Below are 21,477 nucleotides of genomic sequence, written 5' to 3'. Positions count from 1 at the left end.
GCTGACGTTTATGATACATTTTTCGCCGCCTTGCCGTGGTAGTTCTAGCTGACTGCAACCCGGAGCGATGAAATGAACGATCTTCCCAATTCGGCCCGCGTGGTCATCATCGGCGGCGGCGTCATCGGCTGTTCGGTGGCCTATCACCTAAGCAAACTGGGCTGGCAGGACGTGGTGCTGCTGGAGCGCAAGCAGCTGACATCCGGCACAACCTGGCACGCCGCCGGGCTGATCGCGCAGCTGCGCGCGACCGCCAACATGACCAAACTCGCGAAGTACAGCCAGGAGCTCTACGGCGCGCTGGAGGCGGAGACCGGTGTAGCCACCGGCTTCAAGCGCTGCGGCTCGATCACCGTGGCCCTGACCGAGGAGCGCAAGGAAGAGATCTTCCGCCAGGCCGCCATGGCCCGCGCCTTCGGGGTCGAGGTTGAGGAAATCTCTCCGGCCGAGGTGAAAGAGAAATACGAGCATCTCAATATCGATGACGTCACCGCCGGTGTGTGGCTCCCGAAGGACGGGCAGGGCGATCCGGCCAATATCGCTCTGGCGCTGGCCAAGGGCGCCCGCCAGCGCGGCGCGGTGGTGAAGGAGCGCATCAAGGTGACCGGCATCGCCAAAGAGGGTCGCCGCGTCACCGGCGTCGATTGGATCAGCGACGACGGCCAGTCGCAGGGCCACATCCAGGCCGACATGGTGGTGAACTGCGCCGGCATGTGGGGCCACGAGGTTGGCCGCATGGCGGGCGTCAACGTGCCGCTGCACGCCTGCGAGCATTTCTATATCGTGACCGAGGGCATCAAAGACCTCACCCAGATGCCGGTGCTGCGGGTGCCGGACGAATGCGCCTATTACAAGGAAGACGCCGGCAAGATCCTCCTCGGCGCCTTTGAGCCGAACGCCAAGCCCTGGGCGATGAACGGCATCCCCGACAGTTTCGAGTTCGACCAGCTGCCCGAGGATTTCGATCACTTCGAACCCATCCTTGAGGCCGCCTGCAACCGCATGCCGATGCTGGCGGAGGCCGGTATCCACACGTTCTTCAACGGCCCCGAAAGCTTCACCCCCGATGACGCTTACCACCTCGGCCTCGCGCCCGAGATGGACAATGTCTGGGTCGCGGCAGGTTTCAACTCCATCGGCATCCAGTCCGCGGGCGGCGCTGGCATGGCGCTGGCGCAGTGGATGGAAGACGGCCAGAAGCCCTTCGACCTCGGCGATGTCGACATCTCCCGGATGCAGCCATTCCAGGGTAACAAGCACTACCTGTTCGAACGCTCCAAGGAGACCCTTGGCCTGCTTTACGCCGACCACTTCCCCTACCGCCAGAAAGCCACCGCCCGCGGTGTCCGCCGCACGCCGTTCCATCACCACCTGAAAGAGCAGGGCGCGGTGTTCGGCGAGCTGGCAGGCTGGGAGCGCGCCAACTGGTTCGCGAACGAAGGCCAGGAGTGCGAATACCGCTACAGCTGGAAGCGCCAGAACTGGTTCGAGAACTCCGCCGCCGAACACCGCGCCGTGCGCGAAAACGTCGGCATGTACGACATGTCCTCCTTCGGCAAGATCCGCGTCGAAGGTCCCGATGCCGAAGCCTTCCTGAACTATATCTGCGGCGCCAATCTCTCGGTGCCTGCGGGCAAGATCACCTATACCCAGTTCCTCAACCCCCGCGGCGGGATCGAGGCGGACGTGACCGTGACCCGCCTGTCGGAGACCGCCTATCTCGTGGTCACCCCCGCCGCCACGCGGCTGGCCGACCAGACCTGGATGCTGCGCCATGTGGGGGACCGCCGCGTAGTGATTACCGATGTAACTGCGGGCGAGGGTGTGCTCGCCGTGATGGGCCCGAATGCGCGCAAGCTCTTGCAAAAGGTCTCCCCCAACGACTTCTCCAACGACACCAACCCCTTCGGCACCGCGCAGGAGATCGAGTTGGGCATGGGGCTCGCCCGCGTGCATCGCGTCACCTACGTGGGCGAGCTCGGCTGGGAGGTCTACGTCAGCGCCGACATGGCGGGCCACGCGTTTGAAACCCTGTGGGAGGCAGGGCAGGACATGGGACTGAAGCTCTGCGGCATGCACATGATGGACAGCTGCCGGATCGAGAAGGGCTTCCGCCACTTCGGCCATGACATCACCTGCGAGGATCACGTGATCGATGCCGGGCTTGGATTCGCGGTGAAGACGGACAAGGACGACTTCATCGGCAAGGCCGCTGTGCTGGAGCGCAAGGAAAGCGGACCGAAAACCCGGTTGCTGCAATTCAAGCTCACCGATGCCGAGCCGCTGCTGTTCCACAATGAGCCGATCCTCCGCGACGGGGAATATGTTGGCTACCTCAGCTCAGGCAATTATGGGCACACGCTGGGGGCCGCCATCGGCCTGGGCTACGTGCCCTGTGCAGGCGAAAGTGCGGCGGATGTGCTCGGCTCGACCTATGAAATCGACGTCTGCGGCGTGCGTGTGCCCGCCGAAGTCTCGCTGAAGCCGATGTATGATCCGAAGTCCGAGCGTGTGAAGCTGTGAGGCGCAGCCCTGCCGTCGCCCCAGGCGGTGGCAGGGCTGCGGTCGCTGTCGCCGCAGTGCGGGTTCTGTTGCAACGAATCCTCGGGTTTCGGAAGCTGCCCGCGCGCGGCCTCTTGACCCCGCCTGAAATCCCTTGGAGAAATCCATAAAAAGCCTTGTATGGCAGGGGTAAACCGCTAGGTTGCTTGTCCCGGCTACTGACAGGGCCAGACGAAGAGGATTTGGGACATGAAGATCAGCATCGAACGCGGCACGCTTCTCAAGGCCGTCGCGCAGGCGCAGTCGGTGGTGGAACGCCGCAATACCATTCCGATTCTGGCGAACGTGCTGATCGAGGCCGAGGGCGACAGCGTCCAGTTCCGCGCCACCGACCTGGACATCGAGGTGGTCGACAAGGCCCCCGCCCAGGTTGAGCGCGCCGGCGCCACCACCGTGGCCGCGACCACCTTGCACGAGATCGTGCGCAAGCTGCCGGATGGCGCGCTGGTCACGCTGAGCGCCGATGCCGCCACCGGCCGCCTGACGGTCGAGGCCGGGCGCTCCAACTTCTCGCTGGCGACGCTGCCGCGTGAGGATTTCCCGGTGATGGCCTCCTCGGAGTATCACTCCAACTTCTCGGCCAAGGCGGCGGTGCTGCGGCGCCTGTTCGACAAGTCGAAATTCGCCATCTCCACCGAGGAGACCCGTTATTATCTGAACGGTGTCTACCTGCATGTGTCCAATGCTGCCGAAGGCGGCAAGGCGCTGCGTGCCGTGGCCACCGATGGTCACCGTCTCGCCCGCATCGATGCCGAGCTGCCGCTGGGCGCCGAGGACATGCCCGGCGTGATCGTGCCGCGCAAGACCGTGGGCGAACTGCGCAAGCTGCTCGATGACGACGACATGGATATCGCGGTGTCGGTCTCGGAAACCAAGGTGCGCTTTGCCACCCCGAACATCACCCTGACCTCCAAGGTGATCGATGGCACCTTCCCGGACTACACCCGGGTGATTCCCGCCGGCAACACCCGCCGTCTCGAGGTGGACGCGGCTGAATTCGCGCAGGCCGTGGACCGGGTTGCCACGGTGTCTTCCGAGCGCTCTCGCGCGGTGAAGCTGCAACTGGAGGAAGACCGCCTGATCTTGTCGGTGAACGCCCCTGACAGCGGTGCCGCCGAGGAAGAACTGGCGGTGGCCTACAGCGATGAACGGCTGGAAATTGGCTTCAACGCCAAGTACCTGCTGGAGATCGCCAACCAGGTGGACCGTGAAAACGCCGTGTTCATGTTCAACTCTTCCGGCGATCCGACCCTGATGCGCGAAGGCAACGACGAAAGCGCCGTCTACGTCGTGATGCCGATGCGGGTCTGACGCGCCTGACCGCGCGGCCTCCCCTCCCGGCGGCGGATCCGCTTGCCGGGCGGTCGGCCCCGAGTATTTTTGGAAAGATGAAAAGGGAGCGCGCCGCGTGCTGGCCCTGACTGCCCTGACCCTGTCTCATTTCCGCTCGCATCTGCGGGCGGAATTGCATTTGGACGGGCGGCCGGTGGCCATCTACGGCAACAACGGTGCGGGCAAGACCAACATCCTTGAGGCGGTTTCGCTGTTCTCCCCCGGACGCGGGCTGCGCCGTGCCAGTGCCGCCGACATGGCTCGTCAGCCCGAGGCCTTGGGCTGGAAGCTGAAGGCCACCCTGCAAGCCCCAAGCCAGGCCTATGAGTTGGAAACCTGGTCCGAGGGCGGCAACGCCCGGCAGGTGAAGATCGACAACAAGTCCGCCAGCCAGGTCGCATTGGGACAGGTGGTGCGGGTGGTCTGGTTGATCCCGGCGATGGACCGGCTGTGGATCGAGGCCGCCGAAGGGCGGCGGCGCTTCCTGGACCGCATCGCGCTCAGCTTCGAGCCCGCCCATGCGGAGGCCTCGCTGGAATATGAAAAGGCCATGCGCGAGCGCAACCGGCTGTTGAAGGAGCAGGTGCGCGACGCCGCCTGGTACCGGGTTCTGGAGGACCGCATGGCGGCCGCAGGCCACCGGGTGCACACGGCGCGGGTCGCGGCGGTGGACCTGTTGCAGCAGGCGCAGACCGAGGCTGAGACCGCTTTTCCCGCCGCCGAACTGGAGCTGATCCAGTCCGAGGGCAGCATGCCCGGCAGCGAGGCGGATTTCAAAGCGGCGCTGGAGGAGAGCCGGTTTCGCGATCTGGCGGCCGGGCGTACCCTGGTCGGGCCGCACCGCAGCGATCTGATCGGCACCTACCGTGCCAAGGGCATCCCGGCGAGGGAGTGTTCCACCGGCGAGCAGAAGGCGCTGCTGGTCTCGCTGATCCTGGCCAATGCGCGGGCTCTGGCCGCGCGCGAAGGCGCGCCGCCGATCCTGTTGCTGGACGAGGTCGCCGCGCACCTCGACGCCGCGCGCCGTGCCGCACTTTATGACGAGATCTGCGCCCTTGGCACCCAGGCCTGGATGACGGGTACCGGCGCGGAGCTGTTTGCCGAACTGGCGGGCCGCGCACAGCTGCTGGAGGTCTCCGACAGTGGCGGAACGTCGGAGATTTCGCAGGTATGACAGTCTCGGCCTGGGACCTGACGCTCTACGCCGGAGCGTTGCTGGTGTTGTTCCTGACACCGGGTCCGGTGTGGTTGGCGCTGGTCGCGCGTTCGGTTTCCGGCGGTTTTCCCGCCGCTTGGCCGCTGGCGGTGGGGGTTGCGGTCGGTGACATCCTGTGGCCGCTGATTGCCGTCGCGGGCATGTCCTGGGTGGTGTCCGAGTTCACCGGCCTCATGACGTTGCTGCGCTGGGTGGCCTGTCTGATGTTCCTGGGCATGGGATACCTGCTGATCCGGCACGCTGGCGCGGCGGTAGAGGAAAACCGCGCGTTGACCCGTCCCGGCGTCTGGGCGGGGTTCATGGCCGGGATCGCAGCCATCCTGGGCAACCCCAAGGCCATCCTGTTCTACATGGGCGTGCTGCCCGGTTTCTTTGACCTCTCGGCCACCACGGCAGGTGATGTCGCGGCAATCGTCGTGCTGTCCTTCCTGATCCCGCTGCTGGGCAATCTGGCGCTGGCCGGAATGGTCCACCGGGTGCGCCGCGCGGTCACATCCCCGCGGATCCGGCGGCGGGTCAACCTCGTTTCCGGCGCGCTTCTGATCTGCGTCGGGCTGGTGATCCCCTTCACCTGAGCGCCACTAGGGCGCTGGTTGCAGCCATGCCTGCAGATAGGGCGCGAGCGCCTGTGCTGGCGGGGGAACGGTATCGTGCTCCCTGCAGAACCACAGGCCGAGCACATGGTTCGCGAAGGCCTGAATCCCTTCTGCCAGCAGTTCGGGCGGTTGGTCGCGACGGATCTTTCCCGCTGCCTGCAGCGGGCGAATCCAGTCGGACAGCAGTGCGACCTGGCGCAGGAAGCTGGCGGTAACGACCTCATCCGGAGGGGTGGTCGTGGCGCCGGAATAGCGCAGCAGCAAATCAAAGATCACCCGGTCCTGGGCCACGTAGTCCATATGCGGCGCCAGCCGAGCCGCCAGCTCCTCCGCATCCGCGGGGGCATCGCGTGTTTCCATTTCGTCCAGCAGGCCCATCACGTCTGCGCCGATCAGCACCGCCAGCAATCCGTCCTTGTCCCCGAAATGGGAAAACAGGGTGCCTTTTGCCACGCCTGCGCGCGCTACCACCTCTTCTACCCGCAGGCCGCTGTAGCCCTGCTCCCGCACGATGGTGGCGGCCACGTCCAGCAGTTTCGCCCGCGTTTCCAGCCGCCGCTTCTGAGGGGCGCGTGTCATGCCTCTACCTCACGATCCTTTTATTGACCGCGGTCACTTTAATAGTTGACCGCGGTCATTTTTGATTCAATAAATGACCATGGTCAACTTAGCTTGCGGAGCGCGAAATGTCTGCCCGAAAAATCATGGTACTGAACGGCCACCCCGGCCCGGCGTCCTTGTCGAAATCCCTGTGCACGGCCTACCAGGCCGCCGCGGAGCAGGCGGGCCATCAAATCCGCTACCACGATGTCTCGCAAATGCAGTTCGACATGGATTATGGGCAGAGTGGCTATAAGAATCCCAAACCCCTGGAGCCGGACCTCGCGGCGTTTCTCGAGGATCTCGAATGGGCCGAGCATGTCGTGATGGCCGCGCCGCTCTGGTGGGGCGCGATCCCGGCCAAGCTGAAGGGGGTCTTTGACAGGGCGCTGTTGCCGGGGCACACCTTCGACCCTCGGAACGTCAACTTCATGGGGTTGCCTGCCCCCATGCTGACGGGGAAGACAGCCCGGGTACTGCTGACCTCTGACACCCCCGCCTTGTGGCTCTGGCTGTTTTACGGGAATGCGGTGAAGCGCTTTCTCAGCCGCCAGATTCTCGGCTTTATCGGCATCAGGCCGACGCGGTTCACCACCTTTGCCCCTGCGACCGACGCGCCGGACGACAAGGTCGAGGCCTGGCTGCAAACCGCCCGTGGTCTGGGGGCCAGGGCGGCGTGAAACAGCCCAGAAAAAAAGGGGCTTGCGCGTGACAATCCCGGCCAGACTTCGTATAAAATCCTGAAGCAAAGACAGGAAGATGCGAATGTCCGGAAACGAGCAGGCTCCCGCAGAATATGGCGCGGATTCCATCAAGGTTCTCAAAGGGTTGGAGGCAGTGCGCAAGCGCCCCGGCATGTACATCGGGGACACGGATGACGGCTCGGGCCTGCACCATATGGTTTACGAAGTCGTGGACAACGGCATTGACGAGGCGCTCGCCGGTCATGCTGACCACGTGACGGTGAAAATCCATGCCGACTCCAGCGTCTCCGTCAGCGACAACGGGCGCGGGATTCCGGTTGATATCCATCCCGAGGAAGGTGTCTCCGCAGCCGAGGTGATCATGACCCAGCTGCACGCCGGCGGAAAGTTCGACTCGAACTCCTACAAGGTCTCCGGCGGCCTGCACGGCGTGGGTGTCTCGGTGGTGAACGCGCTCTCCGATTGGCTGGAGCTGCGGATCTGGCGGGGCGGAAAGGAACACGTCGCCCGGTTCGAGCGCGGCGAAACCGCTAAGCATCTGACCGTGGTCGGCGACTGCGGCGACCGGACCGGGACCGAGGTCCGGTTCCTCGCCTCCACCGACACCTTCTCCAATCTGGAATATTCGTTTGAAACGCTGGAAAAACGCCTGCGCGAACTGGCGTTCCTGAACTCAGGCGTCCGCATCATTCTGATCGACGAGCGCCCGGCCGAGCGGCTCGAGGTTGAGCTGTTCTACGAGGGCGGCGTCAAGGAATTCGTCAAATACCTCGACCGCCACAAGACACCGGTCATGGATACCCCGGTCTACATCGTGGGCGAAAAGGACGAGATCGGTGTCGAGATCGCCATGTGGTGGAACGACAGCTACCACGAGACGGTGCTGCCCTTTACCAACAACATTCCGCAGCGCGACGGGGGGACCCATGTCGCGGGCTTCCGTGGTGCGCTGACCCGCACCATCAATGCCTATGCGCAGTCCTCGGGCATCGCCAAGAAGGAAAAGGTTTCCTTCACGGGGGATGACGCCCGCGAAGGCCTGACCTGCGTATTGTCGGTGAAGGTGCCTGATCCGAAATTCTCCAGCCAGACCAAGGACAAGCTGGTGTCGTCGGAAGTGCGCCCGGTGGTCGAAAGCCTGGTCGGCGAGAAGCTGGCCGAGTGGTTTGAAGAGAACCCGAACGAGGCCAAGCAGATCGTCGGCAAGATCATCGAGGCCGCGCTGGCCCGCGAGGCCGCGCGCAAGGCGCGCGAGCTGACCCGCCGCAAGACCGCGATGGACGTGAACTACCTCGCGGGCAAGCTCAAGGATTGCTCCGAGAAGGATCCCTCGAAAACCGAAGTCTTCCTCGTCGAGGGTGACTCGGCGGGCGGTTCGGCCCAGACCGGACGCGACCGGATGACCCAGGCCATCCTGCCCCTGCGCGGCAAGATCCTGAACGTGGAGCGCGCGCGCTTTGACCGGATGCTGTCGAGCCAGGAAATCGGCAACCTGGTGATGGCGCTTGGCACCGGCATCGGCCGGGACGAGTTCGACATTTCCAAGCTGCGCTACCACAAGATCGTCATCATGACCGACGCCGACGTTGACGGCGCCCACATCCGCACGCTGCTGCTGACCTTCTTCTACCGGCAGATGCCGGAACTGATCGAAGGCGGCTATCTCTACATCGCGCAGCCGCCGCTCTACAAGGTGGCCCGCGGCAAGTCCGAGGTCTACCTCAAGGACCAGGCGGCGCTGGACGACTACCTGATCAACCAGGGCGTCGACGGCGCGGTGCTGAAACTGGGTGACGGCTCTGAAATGGCCGGTGCCGATCTCACCCGCGTGGTCGACGAGGCGCGCCAGCTGAAACGGGTTCTGGACGCCTTCCCGACCCATTACCCGCGCCATATCCTCGAGCAGGCTGCCGTGGCCGGTGCCTTTGTGCCGGGTGCGGTCGATGCGGATCTGCAAGGTGTGGCCGACAAGGTGGCACAGCGTCTCGACCTTATCGCGCTGGAGTATGAGCGCGGCTGGCAGGGCCGGATCACCCAGGATCATGGTATCCGTCTGGCCCGCATCCTGCGCGGGGTGGAGGAAGTGCGCACCCTTGACGGCCCGATGCTGCGCTCGGGCGAGGCACGCCGTACCGGTAGCTTCACCCAAAGCCTGCAGGAGGTCTACGGCACCACCGCCCAGCTGGTCCGTCGCGACCGCAACCAGCTCATCCACGGCCCGCTGGGGCTGCTTAAGGCAATCCTGGAGGAGGGCGAAAAGGGGCTGACCCTGCAACGCTACAAGGGTCTTGGCGAGATGAACCCCGACCAGCTGTGGGAAACCACGCTGGACCCGGATGCCCGCACCCTGCTGCAGGTCCGCATCGACGACATGGTCGAGGCAGACGATCTCTTCACCAAGCTGATGGGAGATGTGGTGGAGCCGCGCCGCGAATTCATCCAGAAAAACGCGCTGAGCGTCGAAAACCTGGATTTCTGATCCGGTGTGACAGCCCGGCAAACCGCACGCCGGCGCCTGTCTCGGGCAGAATGACGCCCATCTTGCGCGGCGTGCAGAGCGCGCGCCGTGCAAGCCGCAGGCAGGCGGCGCTCACGGCCTTTCGGGAAAGGCAACGCGGGTGATGGCCGCTCAGGGGCACTCCCTCGATTGGGCACGTGCGGCTCCTGTCGGTGTTGCAGCGCCTGTTCGGCTCCGGTTTGCCGCTCGGCGTGCTGTCAAAATCTTGCACAGGGCCCCCGCCGCCCCATATCTCGTTCAAGACGTCACGGTAAGGTGCGGGAGGCGACGATGGGCTATGTGAAGACAGCGATGCTGATGGCAGCGATGACCGCGCTCTTCATGGGGGTGGGCTACCTGATCGGCGGCGCGAGCGGAGCGGTGATTGCGCTGGTTGTGGCCGCGGCCATGAATCTGTTCACCTGGTGGAATTCCGATCGCATGGTGTTGCGCATGCACAATGCGCAACCGGTTCCCGCTGGCGACCGGATGGGGCTGCACGAGCTGACCGCTACGCTTGCGCAGAATGCGAACCTGCCTATGCCCAAGCTCTATCTGATCGACACGCCGCAGCCCAACGCCTTTGCGACCGGTCGCAACCCCGAGAATGCCGCCGTCGCGGTGACCACCGGCCTGTTGCAAAGCCTGTCACGGGAAGAGGTGGCCGGCGTCATCGCGCATGAGCTGGCCCACATCCGCAACCACGACACCGCCATCATGACCGTGACCGCGACATTTGCCGGTGCGATCTCCATGTTGGCGAATTTCGCGATGTTCTTTGGCGGCTCGCGGGAGCGCCTGGGGTTGATCGGGACGCTTTTGATGATGTTCCTGGCACCTCTGGCCGCGGCTCTGGTGCAGATGGCCATCAGTCGCACCCGGGAATACGCTGCCGACAAGGCCGGTGCCGAAATCTGCGGCGAGCCTCTGTGGCTGGCCTCGGCGCTGGAGAAGATCGCCCTGGGGGCCGCGCGCATCGACAACCATGCGGCCGAGCGCAATCCGGCGACGGCGCATATGTTCATCATCAATCCCCTGCATGCCCATAAGCATGACAACCTCTTTGCCACCCATCCCGCGACGGAAAACCGCGTGGCGGCGTTGCGCGCGATGGCGCGGCAGGGCGGACATACCCCGGGTCCCGGCCTGCAGCCCGGCCCCCGCCGCGGTCGGTCGCAAGCGCCCGGACGTCGTGATATCGGTCCCTGGGGCTGAGGCCAGGCACGACCGTCTTTGGACGCGCGCCGCCAGCCGGGTGATGCTTAGAGCGGTATGTTTCCGAGGTGTTCTTCACCGCGTTCACGGGCCAGCTGCATCTGCTTCTGGCGCTCGCGGAACCGGGCCTTGTCGGCCTCGGTGGTCTCGTTGATGCACTGATGGCAGCTCACGCCCTGCTCGAACTCGGGGCGCGACTTGTCCTCCGGCAGGATCGGGCGGCGGCAACCGTGGCACAGCTCATGCGGGCCTTCGACCAGCCCGTGTCCGACCGACACCCGGTTGTCAAAGACGAAACACTCCCCCTGCCAGGTGCTGTTTTCCGGGGGCACTTCCTCGAGGTACCGCAGAATGCCCCCCTTCAGGTGGTAGACGTCCTCCACCCCCTGACCCAGGAGGTAGTTGGTCGACTTCTCGCAGCGGATGCCGCCGGTGCAGAACATCGCCACGCGCTTGTTGTGGAAACGCGCCTTGTTCTCCTCCCACCACGCCGGGAAGTCGCGGAAGCTCTCGGTCTTTGGGTCGATCGCGCCCTGAAACGTGCCGATCGCCACCTCGTAATCATTGCGGGTATCGATCACCACCACGTCGTCCTGCTGGATCAGGTCATTCCAGTCCTCGGGTTCGACGTAATTGCCGACGTTCGCCCGCGGGTCGACATCCGGCTGACCCATGGTGACGATCTCTTTCTTCAGGCGCACCTTCATCTTGCCAAAGGGGGGCTCGGTGGCGGTGGCCTCTTTCCACTCCAGATCGGCACAGCCGGGCAGGGCGCGGATGTGGTTCAGAACCGCGTCTATGGCGCTGTGTGACCCGGCGATGGTGCCGTTTATTCCCTCCTGCGCCAGCAGCAGAGATCCCTTGACGCCTTCCGCCTGGCAAAGCGCCAGAAGCGGCGGCTTGATCGCAGCGGGATCGGAGAAACGGGTGAAGTGGTAAAGCGCGGCAATCCTGTACATGGCTCGGCCTTAGAACCCTCGCGCCAGTAATTCAAGAGGCGAGAGGCGGCTGGCCACGGCATTAAAATGCGTGTTTCAGAGGCATCTTTGCACGTGTCGGCCCCATTTCACCGGGGGCGGATTTCCAATCCCCGCTGAAGACGCTACATTTTGTATGTTTCAACCGGAGGAGCCGCAAATGACTGAGGCGCTGATCGTCGTGGATGTGCAGAATGATTTCTGTCCCGGAGGCGCGCTGGCAGTGCCTGGCGGGGATGAGGTGGTCGCCCCGATCAATGCGATGATGGACCGTTTCGATGCGGTGATTCTGACCCAGGACTGGCACCCTGCGGGGCATTCGTCCTTTGCCTCGTCGCATCCGGGCAAAAATCCGTTCGAGAGCATCGAGATGCCCTATGGCACGCAGGTGCTGTGGCCCGACCACTGTGTGCAGGGGACAACGGGTGCCGATTTCCATGCCGATCTGCGCACCGATGGCGATCTCATCATCCGCAAGGGGTTCCGGCCGGACGTCGATAGTTACTCCGGGTTCTTCGAGAACGATCAGGCCACCCCCACCGGGCTGGAGGGCTATCTGCGCAGCCGTGGCATCACCGCGCTGACGCTTGCCGGACTGGCCACGGATTTCTGCGTGGCCTACACCGCGCTGGATGCCGCCCGGCTGGGCTTTGCGGTGACCGTGGACCTGGCGGCCTGTCGCGCCATCGACATGGACGGCTCTTTGGCCGCCGCTCTCACTCATATGGAGTCAAGTGGCGTCAAGCTGCAATCACGAGTGTAGTAAAATAAACTGTCACCGGGTTAGACTGTGTTCATACCCTGTCGGCAGGATGACGTGATGAACAGCACGAACGACGCCGCCTCCGGGCCGCTGGCCAGTTTCTACATGCGCTACGACCCGGCCGCGCTTTTGCAGAGCTACGCGACCGGTCGCGTGCGCACCTTCTGGGCGCGCCAGTTCTGCATGTTCGCTGCATTTGCGGTGTTGGCGCTGGTCGCGCCACCGATCCTCGCGTTGCTGGCATTTGCGATTTCCCTGGCGGGGGATGTGCTTGACACGCTGCTGTTGTCCCGTGTCGGCAGCCTCCTGCGGCGGGGCATGCGGGTCGGGCACCTGCAATGGCTGAGCTGCCTGACCGGGTTGGTGCAGGCCATGACGTTTTCGGTTGCGGCGCTGGCGCCCTACTGGATCGAGCTGCCGAACCTGCCGCCGAACACGCACAACGGGCCGCTGTTCACCGTTGGCCTTGTCCTCGGTGCGGCGCTGAACACCGGCATGGTGATGCCCTACAACCCGCGGGCGGTGTTCCTCAAGCTGGGGGTCTACGCCTCCTTGCCAGTGCTGATGCTGGTTCACGATTTCATCACCGCACCCAGTCTGGTGCCGATGCACTATCTGCATCTGGGCGGGCTGCTGGTGCTTTATGTATCGGGTTACTGGTTCCTGCAGTTCATCCTGCGCAACTTCGACCGTGGCCGCGAGCGGAGCCTGGCGCAGGCGCAGCAACAGGAAGAGCTGGAACAGGCCCATCATCGGCTGACCGAGCAGCAGATGCAGGCGCGACGATTGGCTCTGGTGGCGCAGAATGCCCATGACAGTGTCATGCTGATGGACAGGGAAGGGCGCATTACCTGGGTGAATGACAGTTTTACGCGGCTGTCCGGTTACACCTTCGAAGAGGCCGTTGGGACCTTTCCCGGGGATCTTCTGAACGGCCCGGACACCGATCCGGAGACCATCCGCAAGCTTCAGCAAGGTATCCGAACCGCCCAGCCCGTCCGCATCGAGGTCTGCAATCGGCGCAAGGACGGGCAGGACATCTGGATCGAGACCAGCCAGGTGCCGGTGCTGAACCGCGAGGGAGAGCTCGAGTCCCTGCTGGCCGTGGAGCGTGACGTCACCGCCGCCAAGAGACATGCCCAGCAACTGGAGGAGGCGCGCATCGCTGCCGAAGAGGGTGACCGCGCCAAGGCGGATTTTCTGGCCACCATGAGCCACGAAATCCGCACGCCGATGAACGGGGTGGTCGGGATGGCCCAGCTGCTGCGGGACAGCGGGCTGAACGCGGAACAGAAATCCTATGCCGACGCGATCCTCAGTTCGGCGGACACCCTGCTGGCGCTGATCAATGACGTTCTGGACTATTCCAAGATGGAGGCCGAGGGCATCGTCCTCAACTGCGTTGATTTCGACCTGCACGCCTGTTTTCGCTCCACGGTCCGGCTGCTGCAGCCGCAGGCGGAGGCCAAGGGGCTGGAGCTGGTGCTGGAGATCGGCAAAACAGTCCCCCGGCGCCTGCACGGTGATGACCGCCGCATTCGCCAGATCCTGATGAACCTGCTCGGCAACGCCATCAAGTTCACCCCCGAGGGGCGGGTACAGGTGACCCTGGATCTGGATCTTACGGCTGCGGATGCCCGCGATGCGGCCCAGAAGGTGGATGGGCAGCAGCCGGTTGGCGTGGTGTTTTCGGTCGCCGACACCGGCATCGGCATCGCGCCCGAACATCTGGACAGCGTGTTCGAACGGTTTTCGCAGGCCGACGCCGCCATCAGCAGGCGCTTTGGCGGCACCGGCCTTGGCTTGACCATCAGCCGCGGCCTGGCCGAGGCGATGGGTGGCGGGATAACCGCGCAATCCACACTCGGAGAAGGGACCTGTTTCACCGTGCAGCTGATGCTGCAACCTTGTCTGGCAGCCCCGGTGCCGCATGCCGCGATGGCCGAGGTCGACGTTGGCGAACTGCCGTCGCTCAAGGGGCTGAGGGTTCTCGTGGCCGAGGACAACCTCCTGAACCGCAAGCTGGTGGAAAAGTTCCTGCGCTCGGTGGACGTGGACCTGCGGTTTGCCGAGAACGGGCGGGCGGCCGTGCAGCAGTTCGAGGCGACAGCCCCGGATGTCATCCTGATGGACATGTCGATGCCCGAAATGGATGGGCTGGAGGCCACCCGGGCCATCCGCCGCCTGCCGTTGCCGCAGCCGAGCATCGTGGCCCTGACGGCGAATGCCTTTGCCTCGGACCGCGAGGCCTGCCTCGCGGCGGGGATGGACGACTTCATGAGCAAGCCTGTCAGTCGCCGCAAGCTGGTTGAACTGCTTGAGAAACTGGCAACCCGGCCGCGCTGCGCCGGTTGACTGCCTTGCTCTCGTGCAGCGGGTGTCCTATCAATCCCTGACCCTGAGGAGAGAGGCCGCCGGTGGACATTGCAACCCGCGTCTACAATCACAAGTGGAAGATCGACCCGATCATCCGCTCGCTGATTGATACCGATTTCTATAAGCTGCTGATGTGTCAGTCGGTGTTTCGCAACAAGCCGGACACCACGGTGACCTTCTCGCTCATCAATCGTTCGAGCCACGTGCCCCTGGCGCGGCTGATCGACGAGGGCGAGCTGCGCGAACAGCTCGATCACATCCGCTCCTTGTCGCTGAGCCGTGGTGAAAGCACCTGGCTGCGCGGCAACACCTTCTATGGCAAACGGCAGATGTTCCGCCCCGACTTCATGGAGTGGTTCGAAGGGCTGCAACTGCCGCCCTACCACCTCGAACGCAAGGGCGACCAGTACGAGCTGACCTTTGAAGGCAAGTGGCACGAGGTCATGCTGTGGGAGATCCCGGCGCTGGCGGTCCTGATGGAGCTGCGCAGCCGGGCTGTCATCAACAGCATGGGCCGGTTCGAATTGCAGGTGCTGTATGCCCGCGCCATGACCCGCGTCTGGGAAAAGATCGAACAACTGCGTGAGATCGATGGCCTCTCCATCGCGGATTTCGGCACCCGCCGCCGCCATTCCTTCCTGTGGCAGGACTGGTGTGTGCAGGCGATGATCGAAGGGCTGGGCGACAAGTTCACCGGCACCTCCAACTGTCTCATCGCCATGCGCCGCGAGGTCGAGGCGATCGGCACCAATGCGCATGAGCTGCCGATGGTCTATTCGGCGCTGGCCGAAAGCGACGCCGAGCTGGCCCAGGCGCCTTATGACGTGCTGTCCGACTGGCATGACGAGCATGAAGGCAACCTGCGCATCATCCTGCCCGACACCTACGGCACCGAAGGCTTCCTTGATCGCGCGCCCGACTGGCTGGCGGGCTGGACCGGCATCCGCATCGACAGTGGGGATCCCGCCAAGGGCGCCGAAGTGGCGATCAACTGGTGGAAGAACCGGGGCGAAGATCCGGCGCAAAAGCGGGTGATCTTCTCTGACGGTCTGGACGTCCAGCAGATCCGCGAGCTGCACGCGCAATTCGCTGACCGCACCAAGGTGTCGTTCGGCTGGGGCACGCTGCTGACCAATGATTTCCGTGGTCTGGTGCCGGATGACGCGCTGGCTCCCTTCTCGCTGGTGTGCAAGGCGATCTCGGCCAATGGCCGTCCGACGGTGAAACTGTCGGACAACCCGGAAAAGGCAATGGGACCGGCGGCGGAGATCGAGCGGTACAAGCGCGTCTTCAGCGTCGGCGCGCAGGAGCGTCAGGACGTCATCGTCTGAGGTTAGGGTCGGCGCTGGCCGACCACGCGTCCGTCAGCGGCGGGGAACGGTGTGGCAGGTTTCGCAGGCTGGGCATAGAACCCTGCACGCCGCCGCTATGGGCATCCATCTTGGGCCGGTTTGGCCCGGTGCCCTCAGGCCTGCCGGGCCCGGTGCGTTCAGGCTTGCTGGGAATGTGCGTTCTGTTCCGGGATCTCGGGCAAGACCGGCGCGGCGGCAATCAGCTGCTGCGTATAGGGGTGCCGGGGATTGGCAAAGATGTCCTCGGTCGCCCCCTGTTCGACGATCTCGCCACGCTGCATCACCAGGCAGCGGTCGGTGATCGTGCGCACGACGCTGAGGTCGTGGCTGATGAACAGGTAGCTCAGGTCGTAGGCTGAGCAGAGCTCGGCCATCAGGTCCAAAATGCGGGCCCGGACGGAGACGTCCAGCGCCGAAACCGCCTCATCAAAGATGATCAGCTCCGGTCTTGTGATCAGCGCGCGGGCGATGGCGATGCGCTGGCGCTGCCCGCCCGAGAACTGGTGAATGTACTTCTGCCCGTCTTCGGGTTTCAGGCCCACCGCGGTCAGCGTTTCGGCGATCAGGTCGGCGCGGGCGCTGCCGGTTGGCGCATCATCGAGCAGGTGGAACGGCTCACTGACCAGTCGCGCGACCCGGTGGCGCGGGTTGAAGCTGCCATAGGGGTCCTGGAAGACCACCTGCATCTTTTGGCGAATCGCGGGCTTCAGATCTGGGGTGACGGCAGTGCCTGCCAGGCGAATCTCGCCTTCCTGTAGCGGCTCAAGGCCAAGAATCGCCCGTGTTAGGGTCGATTTTCCGCAACCCGACTCACCCACTAGTCCCAGCCGTTCACCGCGGTGCAGCGTGAAGCTGACGTTGTTTACGGCCCGGTATCGACCCGGCTTGCCGAACAGCGATTCGCGCGGCGTCTTGTAGTCGCGCACGGCCCCGCGCACCTCCAGCAAGGGATGCTGCGCCGGGGTGTCGGGCAGGGTGACCTGGTGGTTCGAGGCGGCAAACAGCATCCGGGTATAGGGGTGGCGCATATTGCGCAGCAGCCACTGCGTCTGACCGGTCTCGACCACTTCACCATGTCGCATCACGACGATGCGATCGGCCAGATCCGCCACCACTGCCAGGTCATGGGTGATGATCAGCAGCCCCATGCCGTATTCCTGAACCAGATCCTTCAGCAGCTCGAGGATCTGCGCCTGGGTGGTGACATCCAGTGCCGTTGTCGGCTCATCGGCAATCAACAGCCGCGGACGCAGCGCGATGGCCATCGCGATCACCACCCGCTGGCGCTGCCCGCCCGACAGCTCGTGTGGAAAGCGGCTCAAGGGGAACCGGTCCTGCGGCAGGCCAACCCGCTCCAGCACCTCGCAGGTGCGGACTTCCGCTTCGGCGCGCGGCATCGCCTGGTGGATCAGGATCGTCTCCATCACCTGTTCGCCGATGGTCTTGAGCGGGTTCAAGGCCGTCATCGGCTCCTGGAAGACCATGCCCACCGAGCGGCCGCGGATGGCACACATCTGCGCCTCGCTTTGCTCCAGCAGCTGGGTGCCTTCCAGCGTGACATAGCCCTTGGTCCGCGCCCGCTCGGGCAGAAGCTGCATCACCGCCAGCGCGGTCATCGATTTACCGGATCCGCTCTCGCCGGTCACGGCGACGACCTCGCCGGGGTCGACTGTCAGCGACACGTCCCGCAGGACGCTGAGACCACCGATTCTCAGCGACAGGTTGGTGATGTCCAGCAGTGTCATGTGCGTGCCACCCGCAGTTTCGGATCCAGATGGTCGCGCAGCCCGTCGCCCAGCAGGTTCAGCCCCAGCACCGTCACGATGATTGCGCAGCCCGGCACCAGTGCCAAATGCGGCGCAAAGCTGACCATGGTCTGCGCATCCGCCAGCATCCGCCCCCAGCTCGGGGTGGGCGGCTGGGCGCCCAGACCGACGTAGGACAGGCCCGCTTCGGCCAGAATTCCCAGCGAAAACTGGATGGTGCCCTGCACGATCAGCAGGTTCGTTACATTGGGCAGGATATGCTCGGCCGAGATCCGCGCTGCGCCTTTGCCGGACACCCGCGCCGCGAGGATGAACTCCCGCTCCCATAGCGACAGCGCCGCGCTGCGGGTGATGCGGGCAAAGACCGGGATATTGAAAATGCCGATCGCAATGATGGCGTTGATCGCGCCGGCTCCCAGCACGGCGGTGATCAGGATGGCGATCACCAGCGACGGGAAGGCAAAGACCAGATCATTGCCGCGCATGATCACCTCGTCGAGCCAGCTGCCCTTGCGAGCCGCCGCCGTCAGCCCCAGCGGCACGCCAACCCCCATGCCGATGCCAACCGCCACCAGCGCCACCGCGATCGAAGTGCGCGCACCGACCATGATCATCGACATCAGGTCGCGCCCGAAATGGTCGGTGCCCAGCCAGTGCTGTGCATTGGGCGATTGCAGCTTGGCCGGGATGTTCATCACCGCATGATCATACGGCGTCCACAGGAACGAGATCAGGGCCGCCAGCACCACCAGCGCCGACAAGGCGCCGCCGAGGATCAGATTGCGGGTCATGTGCGGCTCCTCAGCCGGGGGTCGACCAGCGCATAGGCCAGATCGACGAGGAAATTCACCGTGATGACGGCAAACACCAGCAGCATCACCACCGACTCCACCACGATCAGATCGCGGGCAGAGATCGCCTGGAACACCAGCCGCCCCAGGCCGGGCAGGTAGAACACCTGCTCGATGATGATGGCGCCCGCCAGCAGGAAGGAAAACTGCAGCCCGATGATGGTCAGCACCGGGATCAGCGCATTGCGCAGCCCGTGCCGCCACAGCGCCTGGCGACGGCTCAGCCCCTTGGCGCGGGCGGTGCGCATGAAATCCTCGCCCAGAATGTCCAGCAGGGCCGAGCGCATCACCCGCGTGAGGATCGCCGCCTGCGGCAGCGCCAGCGCGATCGCGGGCAGGGTCAGCGCATGCAGGCCCGCGCCGATGCCAGCCTCCCAGCCCGGAAAGCCGCCGGCACCGAACCAGCGCAGGTTGATGGCAAAGATCAGCACCAGCATCATCGCAAACCAGAAATTGGGGACCGCCACGCCCAGTTGGGTGGCGCCCATCACCGCCATGTCACCGCCGCGGCCACGCCGTGCGGCGGCGTAGATGCCGGCGGGAAAGGCGATCAGCGTCGACAGGGCCAGCGCGTAGACCGCCAGCGGCAGCGAGACCCAGAGCCGGTCGGCGATCATCTCGGCCACCGGCGTGCGGTAGGTGTAGGAGGTGCCGAAATCGCCCCCCAGCATGCCGGCAACCCAGGACAGGTAGCGGGCGACCTGGCCCTGATCCAGCCCCAGTTCGGCGCGCAGCGCGGCGACGGTATCGGCCTGGGCATTGACGCCCAGCATGAAGGAGGCCGGATCTCCCGGGGCGACTTCGACCACCAGAAAGATCACCAGCGAGGCAACCGCCAGGCTGAGCAGCAGGGAAAGCAGACGTTTGAGAGCGTAGCGCAGCATGAGCGTGACGTTAGGAGGCCATTTGGCAGGGGTCCAGAGGGCAGAAGAGGAAATTGCCGGAATGTCTGAAAAATTGTTCTCTGTTAATGCGTTGTGGCCTGAACAGGGTCAGGTTTTGGGCGATAGACGCACAGGTTCCACCGGCTGTGGTCGTCGGGCAGGCGCGGCCGCCCGACGAGATGGCGGGCGGCCGTTATTCGGCCCAACGCAGCGCGCTGAGATCAATCGCAGCGGTGGGCGCGTTCTCCCACAGCCCTTCCAGCCCGGCCTTGGCCACGCCCAGCTTGGCGAGCTGGAACAGGTAGCTGTTGACGTGGTCGGCGGCGATCATGGCCTGGGCTTCCTGCAGCAGGGTGGTGCGGCTGGCCGGATCGCTGCTCGCTTCCAGCCGTGTCATCAAGGCTTGGAACGCCGGGTTGTCATACTGGAAGTAGTAGTCGGGCCGCGCATAAATGCCGATGTCCATCGGCTCGGTATGGCTGACGATGCTCAGGCCGAAGGTCTTGCCGCGGAACACGGTTTCCAGCCACTGCGCCCATTCCACGTTGATGATCTCGGCCTTGATGCCGACCGCTGCCAGCTGGGCGGCGACGATTTCGCCGCCGCGCCGCGCGTAGGAGGGCGGCGGCAGGTGCAGCGTGGTCTCAAACCCGTCCGGCAACCCCGCCTCGGCGAGCAAGGCCCGCGCCTTTTCCGGGTCATGGGCAGAATTGGCGGTCAGATCCTTGTAGGCCGGGTGATGCGGCGCGAAATGGCTGCCGATCGGGGTGCCATAGCCGAACATCGCACCGTCGATGATCGCCTGCCGGTCGATGGCATGGGCCACCGCCTGGCGGACCCGCAGATCGTCGAAGGGCGGCTGCTTGTTGTTGATCGCGAGGATGGTTTCCCCCTCGGTCGAGCCGACCAGCACCTGGAACCGTGGATCGGCCTCGAACTGGGGCAGGTTCTCCGGCGCCGGGAAGTTGTCGAAGGCGTCGATGTCCTCGGCCATCAGGGCGGCAAAGGCGGCGGTGGGGTCAGAGATGAACTTGAACGTGGCCTTTTCCAGCGCGGGCGGCTCTCCCCAGTAGTTCTCGTTCCGCGTCAGGGCGATGCGATCGCCCTGCACCCAGTTCTGGAACTTGTAGGCCCCGGTGCCGATCGGATTGGTCTTGATGCTGTCGATGCTTTCCGGCGCCACGATCACCGCGTCGCCCCAGGCCAGGTTGAACAGCAAGGCGCCGTTGGGCGCGTCCAGGGTGATCCTGACGGTTTGCGGATCCACCACATCGACGGCGGTTATACCGGCAAACAGCGCCTTTTGCGCGTTGGTGCTGTCTTCCGCCCGCGCCCGGTCGAGCGAGAACTTCACGTCCTCCGCGTCAAAACTGCTGCCGTCGTGGAAGGTCACGCCCTCGCGCAGACGGAAGGTGTAGACGGTGCCGTCCCCGGAAATTTCCCAGCTTTCGGCCAGCCCCGGCACCACCGAGCCATCGCCCTGGAACCGGGTCAATCCTTCGAAGATGTTGCTGTAAACCACGGAATCGATGGCTTGGGCGGCGGCGCTGGTCGGATCCAGATGCGGTGGCTCCAGCTGCATGGCGATGGTGACGCTATCCTTTGCCCAGGCGCCACCCGCCATCAGTGCAATCGCGGATCCTGCCGCCAGAACAAGTGATCTCAACGCCATCTCAATACTCCCTGAATCCATTTCTGCGCCTGTTTCCGGCGCCTATCGGAAACGAGTTTCCCGTTTTCCCAAGCGTAATCAAGACCAGAGAGACATTTCGCGCACTGGAAGCGC

The 21,477-nt window shown here is 64.4% G+C and carries 16 protein-coding genes; 10 read left to right on the top strand and 6 right to left on the bottom strand.

Translation table 11 applies throughout. The features are described from left to right. Positions 1 to 72 precede the first annotated feature (72 nt). The 4 genes from ACZ52D_RS06800 (at position 73) to ACZ52D_RS06785 (ending at position 5,685) form a co-directional block, all read left to right on the top strand. A complete protein-coding gene (locus ACZ52D_RS06800) occupies positions 73 to 2,523 on the top strand; it encodes a GcvT family protein (protein WP_464442938.1) in 2,451 nt (816 codons plus the stop codon). A 228-nt stretch (positions 2,524 to 2,751) separates the two neighbouring features. Then, positions 2,752 to 3,873: a DNA polymerase III subunit beta gene (dnaN, locus tag ACZ52D_RS06795; protein WP_222454597.1), complete on the top strand. Its 1,122-nt coding sequence runs from the start codon at positions 2,752 to 2,754 to the stop codon at positions 3,871 to 3,873. 97 nt (positions 3,874 to 3,970) lie between these two features. Further along, the gene (gene recF, locus ACZ52D_RS06790; RefSeq protein WP_464442937.1) at positions 3,971 to 5,068 is read left to right on the top strand and encodes a DNA replication/repair protein RecF; all 1,098 of its coding nucleotides are present in this window, start codon (positions 3,971 to 3,973) and stop codon (positions 5,066 to 5,068) included. Next, positions 5,065 to 5,685, top strand: coding sequence for a LysE family translocator (locus ACZ52D_RS06785; RefSeq protein WP_464442936.1), 621 nt, complete (start codon positions 5,065 to 5,067; stop codon positions 5,683 to 5,685). The genes recF and ACZ52D_RS06785 overlap by 4 nt, the downstream gene beginning before the upstream one ends. 6 nt (positions 5,686 to 5,691) lie before the next feature. On the opposite strand, the gene ACZ52D_RS06780 is transcribed toward ACZ52D_RS06785, so the two are convergent. Further along, the gene (locus ACZ52D_RS06780; RefSeq protein WP_464442935.1) at positions 5,692 to 6,285 is read right to left on the bottom strand and encodes a TetR/AcrR family transcriptional regulator; all 594 of its coding nucleotides are present in this window, start codon (positions 6,283 to 6,285) and stop codon (positions 5,692 to 5,694) included. Positions 6,286 to 6,392: 107 nt separating this feature from the next. Here ACZ52D_RS06780 and ACZ52D_RS06775 point away from each other — a divergent pair, with 107 nt between their 5' ends. The 3 genes from ACZ52D_RS06775 (at position 6,393) to htpX (ending at position 10,722) form a co-directional block, all read left to right on the top strand. After that, complete coding sequence (locus ACZ52D_RS06775) at positions 6,393 to 6,986, top strand: NAD(P)H-dependent oxidoreductase (RefSeq protein ID WP_464442934.1); 594 nt, start codon at positions 6,393 to 6,395, stop codon at positions 6,984 to 6,986. An 85-nt stretch (positions 6,987 to 7,071) separates the two neighbouring features. Beyond that, positions 7,072 to 9,489 (top strand): DNA topoisomerase (ATP-hydrolyzing) subunit B, encoded by a 2,418-nt coding sequence (gene gyrB, locus ACZ52D_RS06770; protein WP_222454602.1) that lies wholly within the window; start codon positions 7,072 to 7,074, stop codon positions 9,487 to 9,489. Between the two features lie 309 nt (positions 9,490 to 9,798). Next, positions 9,799 to 10,722, top strand: coding sequence for a zinc metalloprotease HtpX (gene htpX, locus ACZ52D_RS06765; protein ID WP_222454603.1), 924 nt, complete (start codon positions 9,799 to 9,801; stop codon positions 10,720 to 10,722). Positions 10,723 to 10,769: 47 nt separating this feature from the next. Here the strand turns inward: htpX and trhO are convergent, their stop codons facing one another. Continuing rightward, a complete protein-coding gene (gene trhO / locus ACZ52D_RS06760) occupies positions 10,770 to 11,681 on the bottom strand; it encodes an oxygen-dependent tRNA uridine(34) hydroxylase TrhO (protein WP_464442933.1) in 912 nt (303 codons plus the stop codon). 178 nt (positions 11,682 to 11,859) lie between these two features. Here trhO and pncA point away from each other — a divergent pair, with 178 nt between their 5' ends. The 3 genes from pncA (at position 11,860) to pncB (ending at position 16,169) form a co-directional block, all read left to right on the top strand. After that, positions 11,860 to 12,462, top strand: coding sequence for a bifunctional nicotinamidase/pyrazinamidase (gene pncA / locus ACZ52D_RS06755; RefSeq protein WP_464442932.1), 603 nt, complete (start codon positions 11,860 to 11,862; stop codon positions 12,460 to 12,462). A 57-nt stretch (positions 12,463 to 12,519) separates the two neighbouring features. Continuing rightward, on the top strand, positions 12,520 to 14,817 hold the full coding sequence (locus tag ACZ52D_RS06750; RefSeq protein ID WP_464442931.1) for a PAS domain-containing hybrid sensor histidine kinase/response regulator: 2,298 nt from the start codon (positions 12,520 to 12,522) through the stop codon (positions 14,815 to 14,817). 62 nt (positions 14,818 to 14,879) lie between these two features. Then, a complete protein-coding gene (gene pncB / locus ACZ52D_RS06745; RefSeq protein ID WP_464442930.1) occupies positions 14,880 to 16,169 on the top strand; it encodes a nicotinate phosphoribosyltransferase in 1,290 nt (429 codons plus the stop codon). Between the two features lie 158 nt (positions 16,170 to 16,327). Here pncB and ACZ52D_RS06740 read toward each other — a convergent pair whose 3' ends face one another. From ACZ52D_RS06740 to ACZ52D_RS06725, 4 genes are all read right to left on the bottom strand, one after another. Then, entirely contained in the window at positions 16,328 to 17,935 is a 1,608-nt protein-coding gene (locus ACZ52D_RS06740) for an ABC transporter ATP-binding protein (RefSeq protein WP_464442929.1), read from the bottom strand. Further along, positions 17,932 to 18,747 carry an ABC transporter permease gene (locus ACZ52D_RS06735; protein ID WP_369930077.1) on the bottom strand — a complete coding sequence of 272 codons (816 nt, stop codon included), beginning with the start codon at positions 18,745 to 18,747 and terminating at the stop codon, positions 17,932 to 17,934. The genes ACZ52D_RS06740 and ACZ52D_RS06735 overlap by 4 nt, the downstream gene beginning before the upstream one ends. Next, positions 18,744 to 19,691: an ABC transporter permease gene (locus tag ACZ52D_RS06730; RefSeq protein WP_464442928.1), complete on the bottom strand. Its 948-nt coding sequence runs from the start codon at positions 19,689 to 19,691 to the stop codon at positions 18,744 to 18,746. Before ACZ52D_RS06730 ends, ACZ52D_RS06735 begins: the two co-directional genes overlap by 4 nt. 193 nt (positions 19,692 to 19,884) lie before the next feature. Beyond that, complete coding sequence (locus tag ACZ52D_RS06725; protein WP_464442927.1) at positions 19,885 to 21,363, bottom strand: ABC transporter substrate-binding protein; 1,479 nt, start codon at positions 21,361 to 21,363, stop codon at positions 19,885 to 19,887. Between the last annotated feature and the right edge of the window lie 114 nt (positions 21,364 to 21,477).

This window comes from Leisingera sp. S2M4 (assembly GCF_055398055.1).
This window is presented reverse-complemented; position numbering and strand designations above follow the sequence as displayed.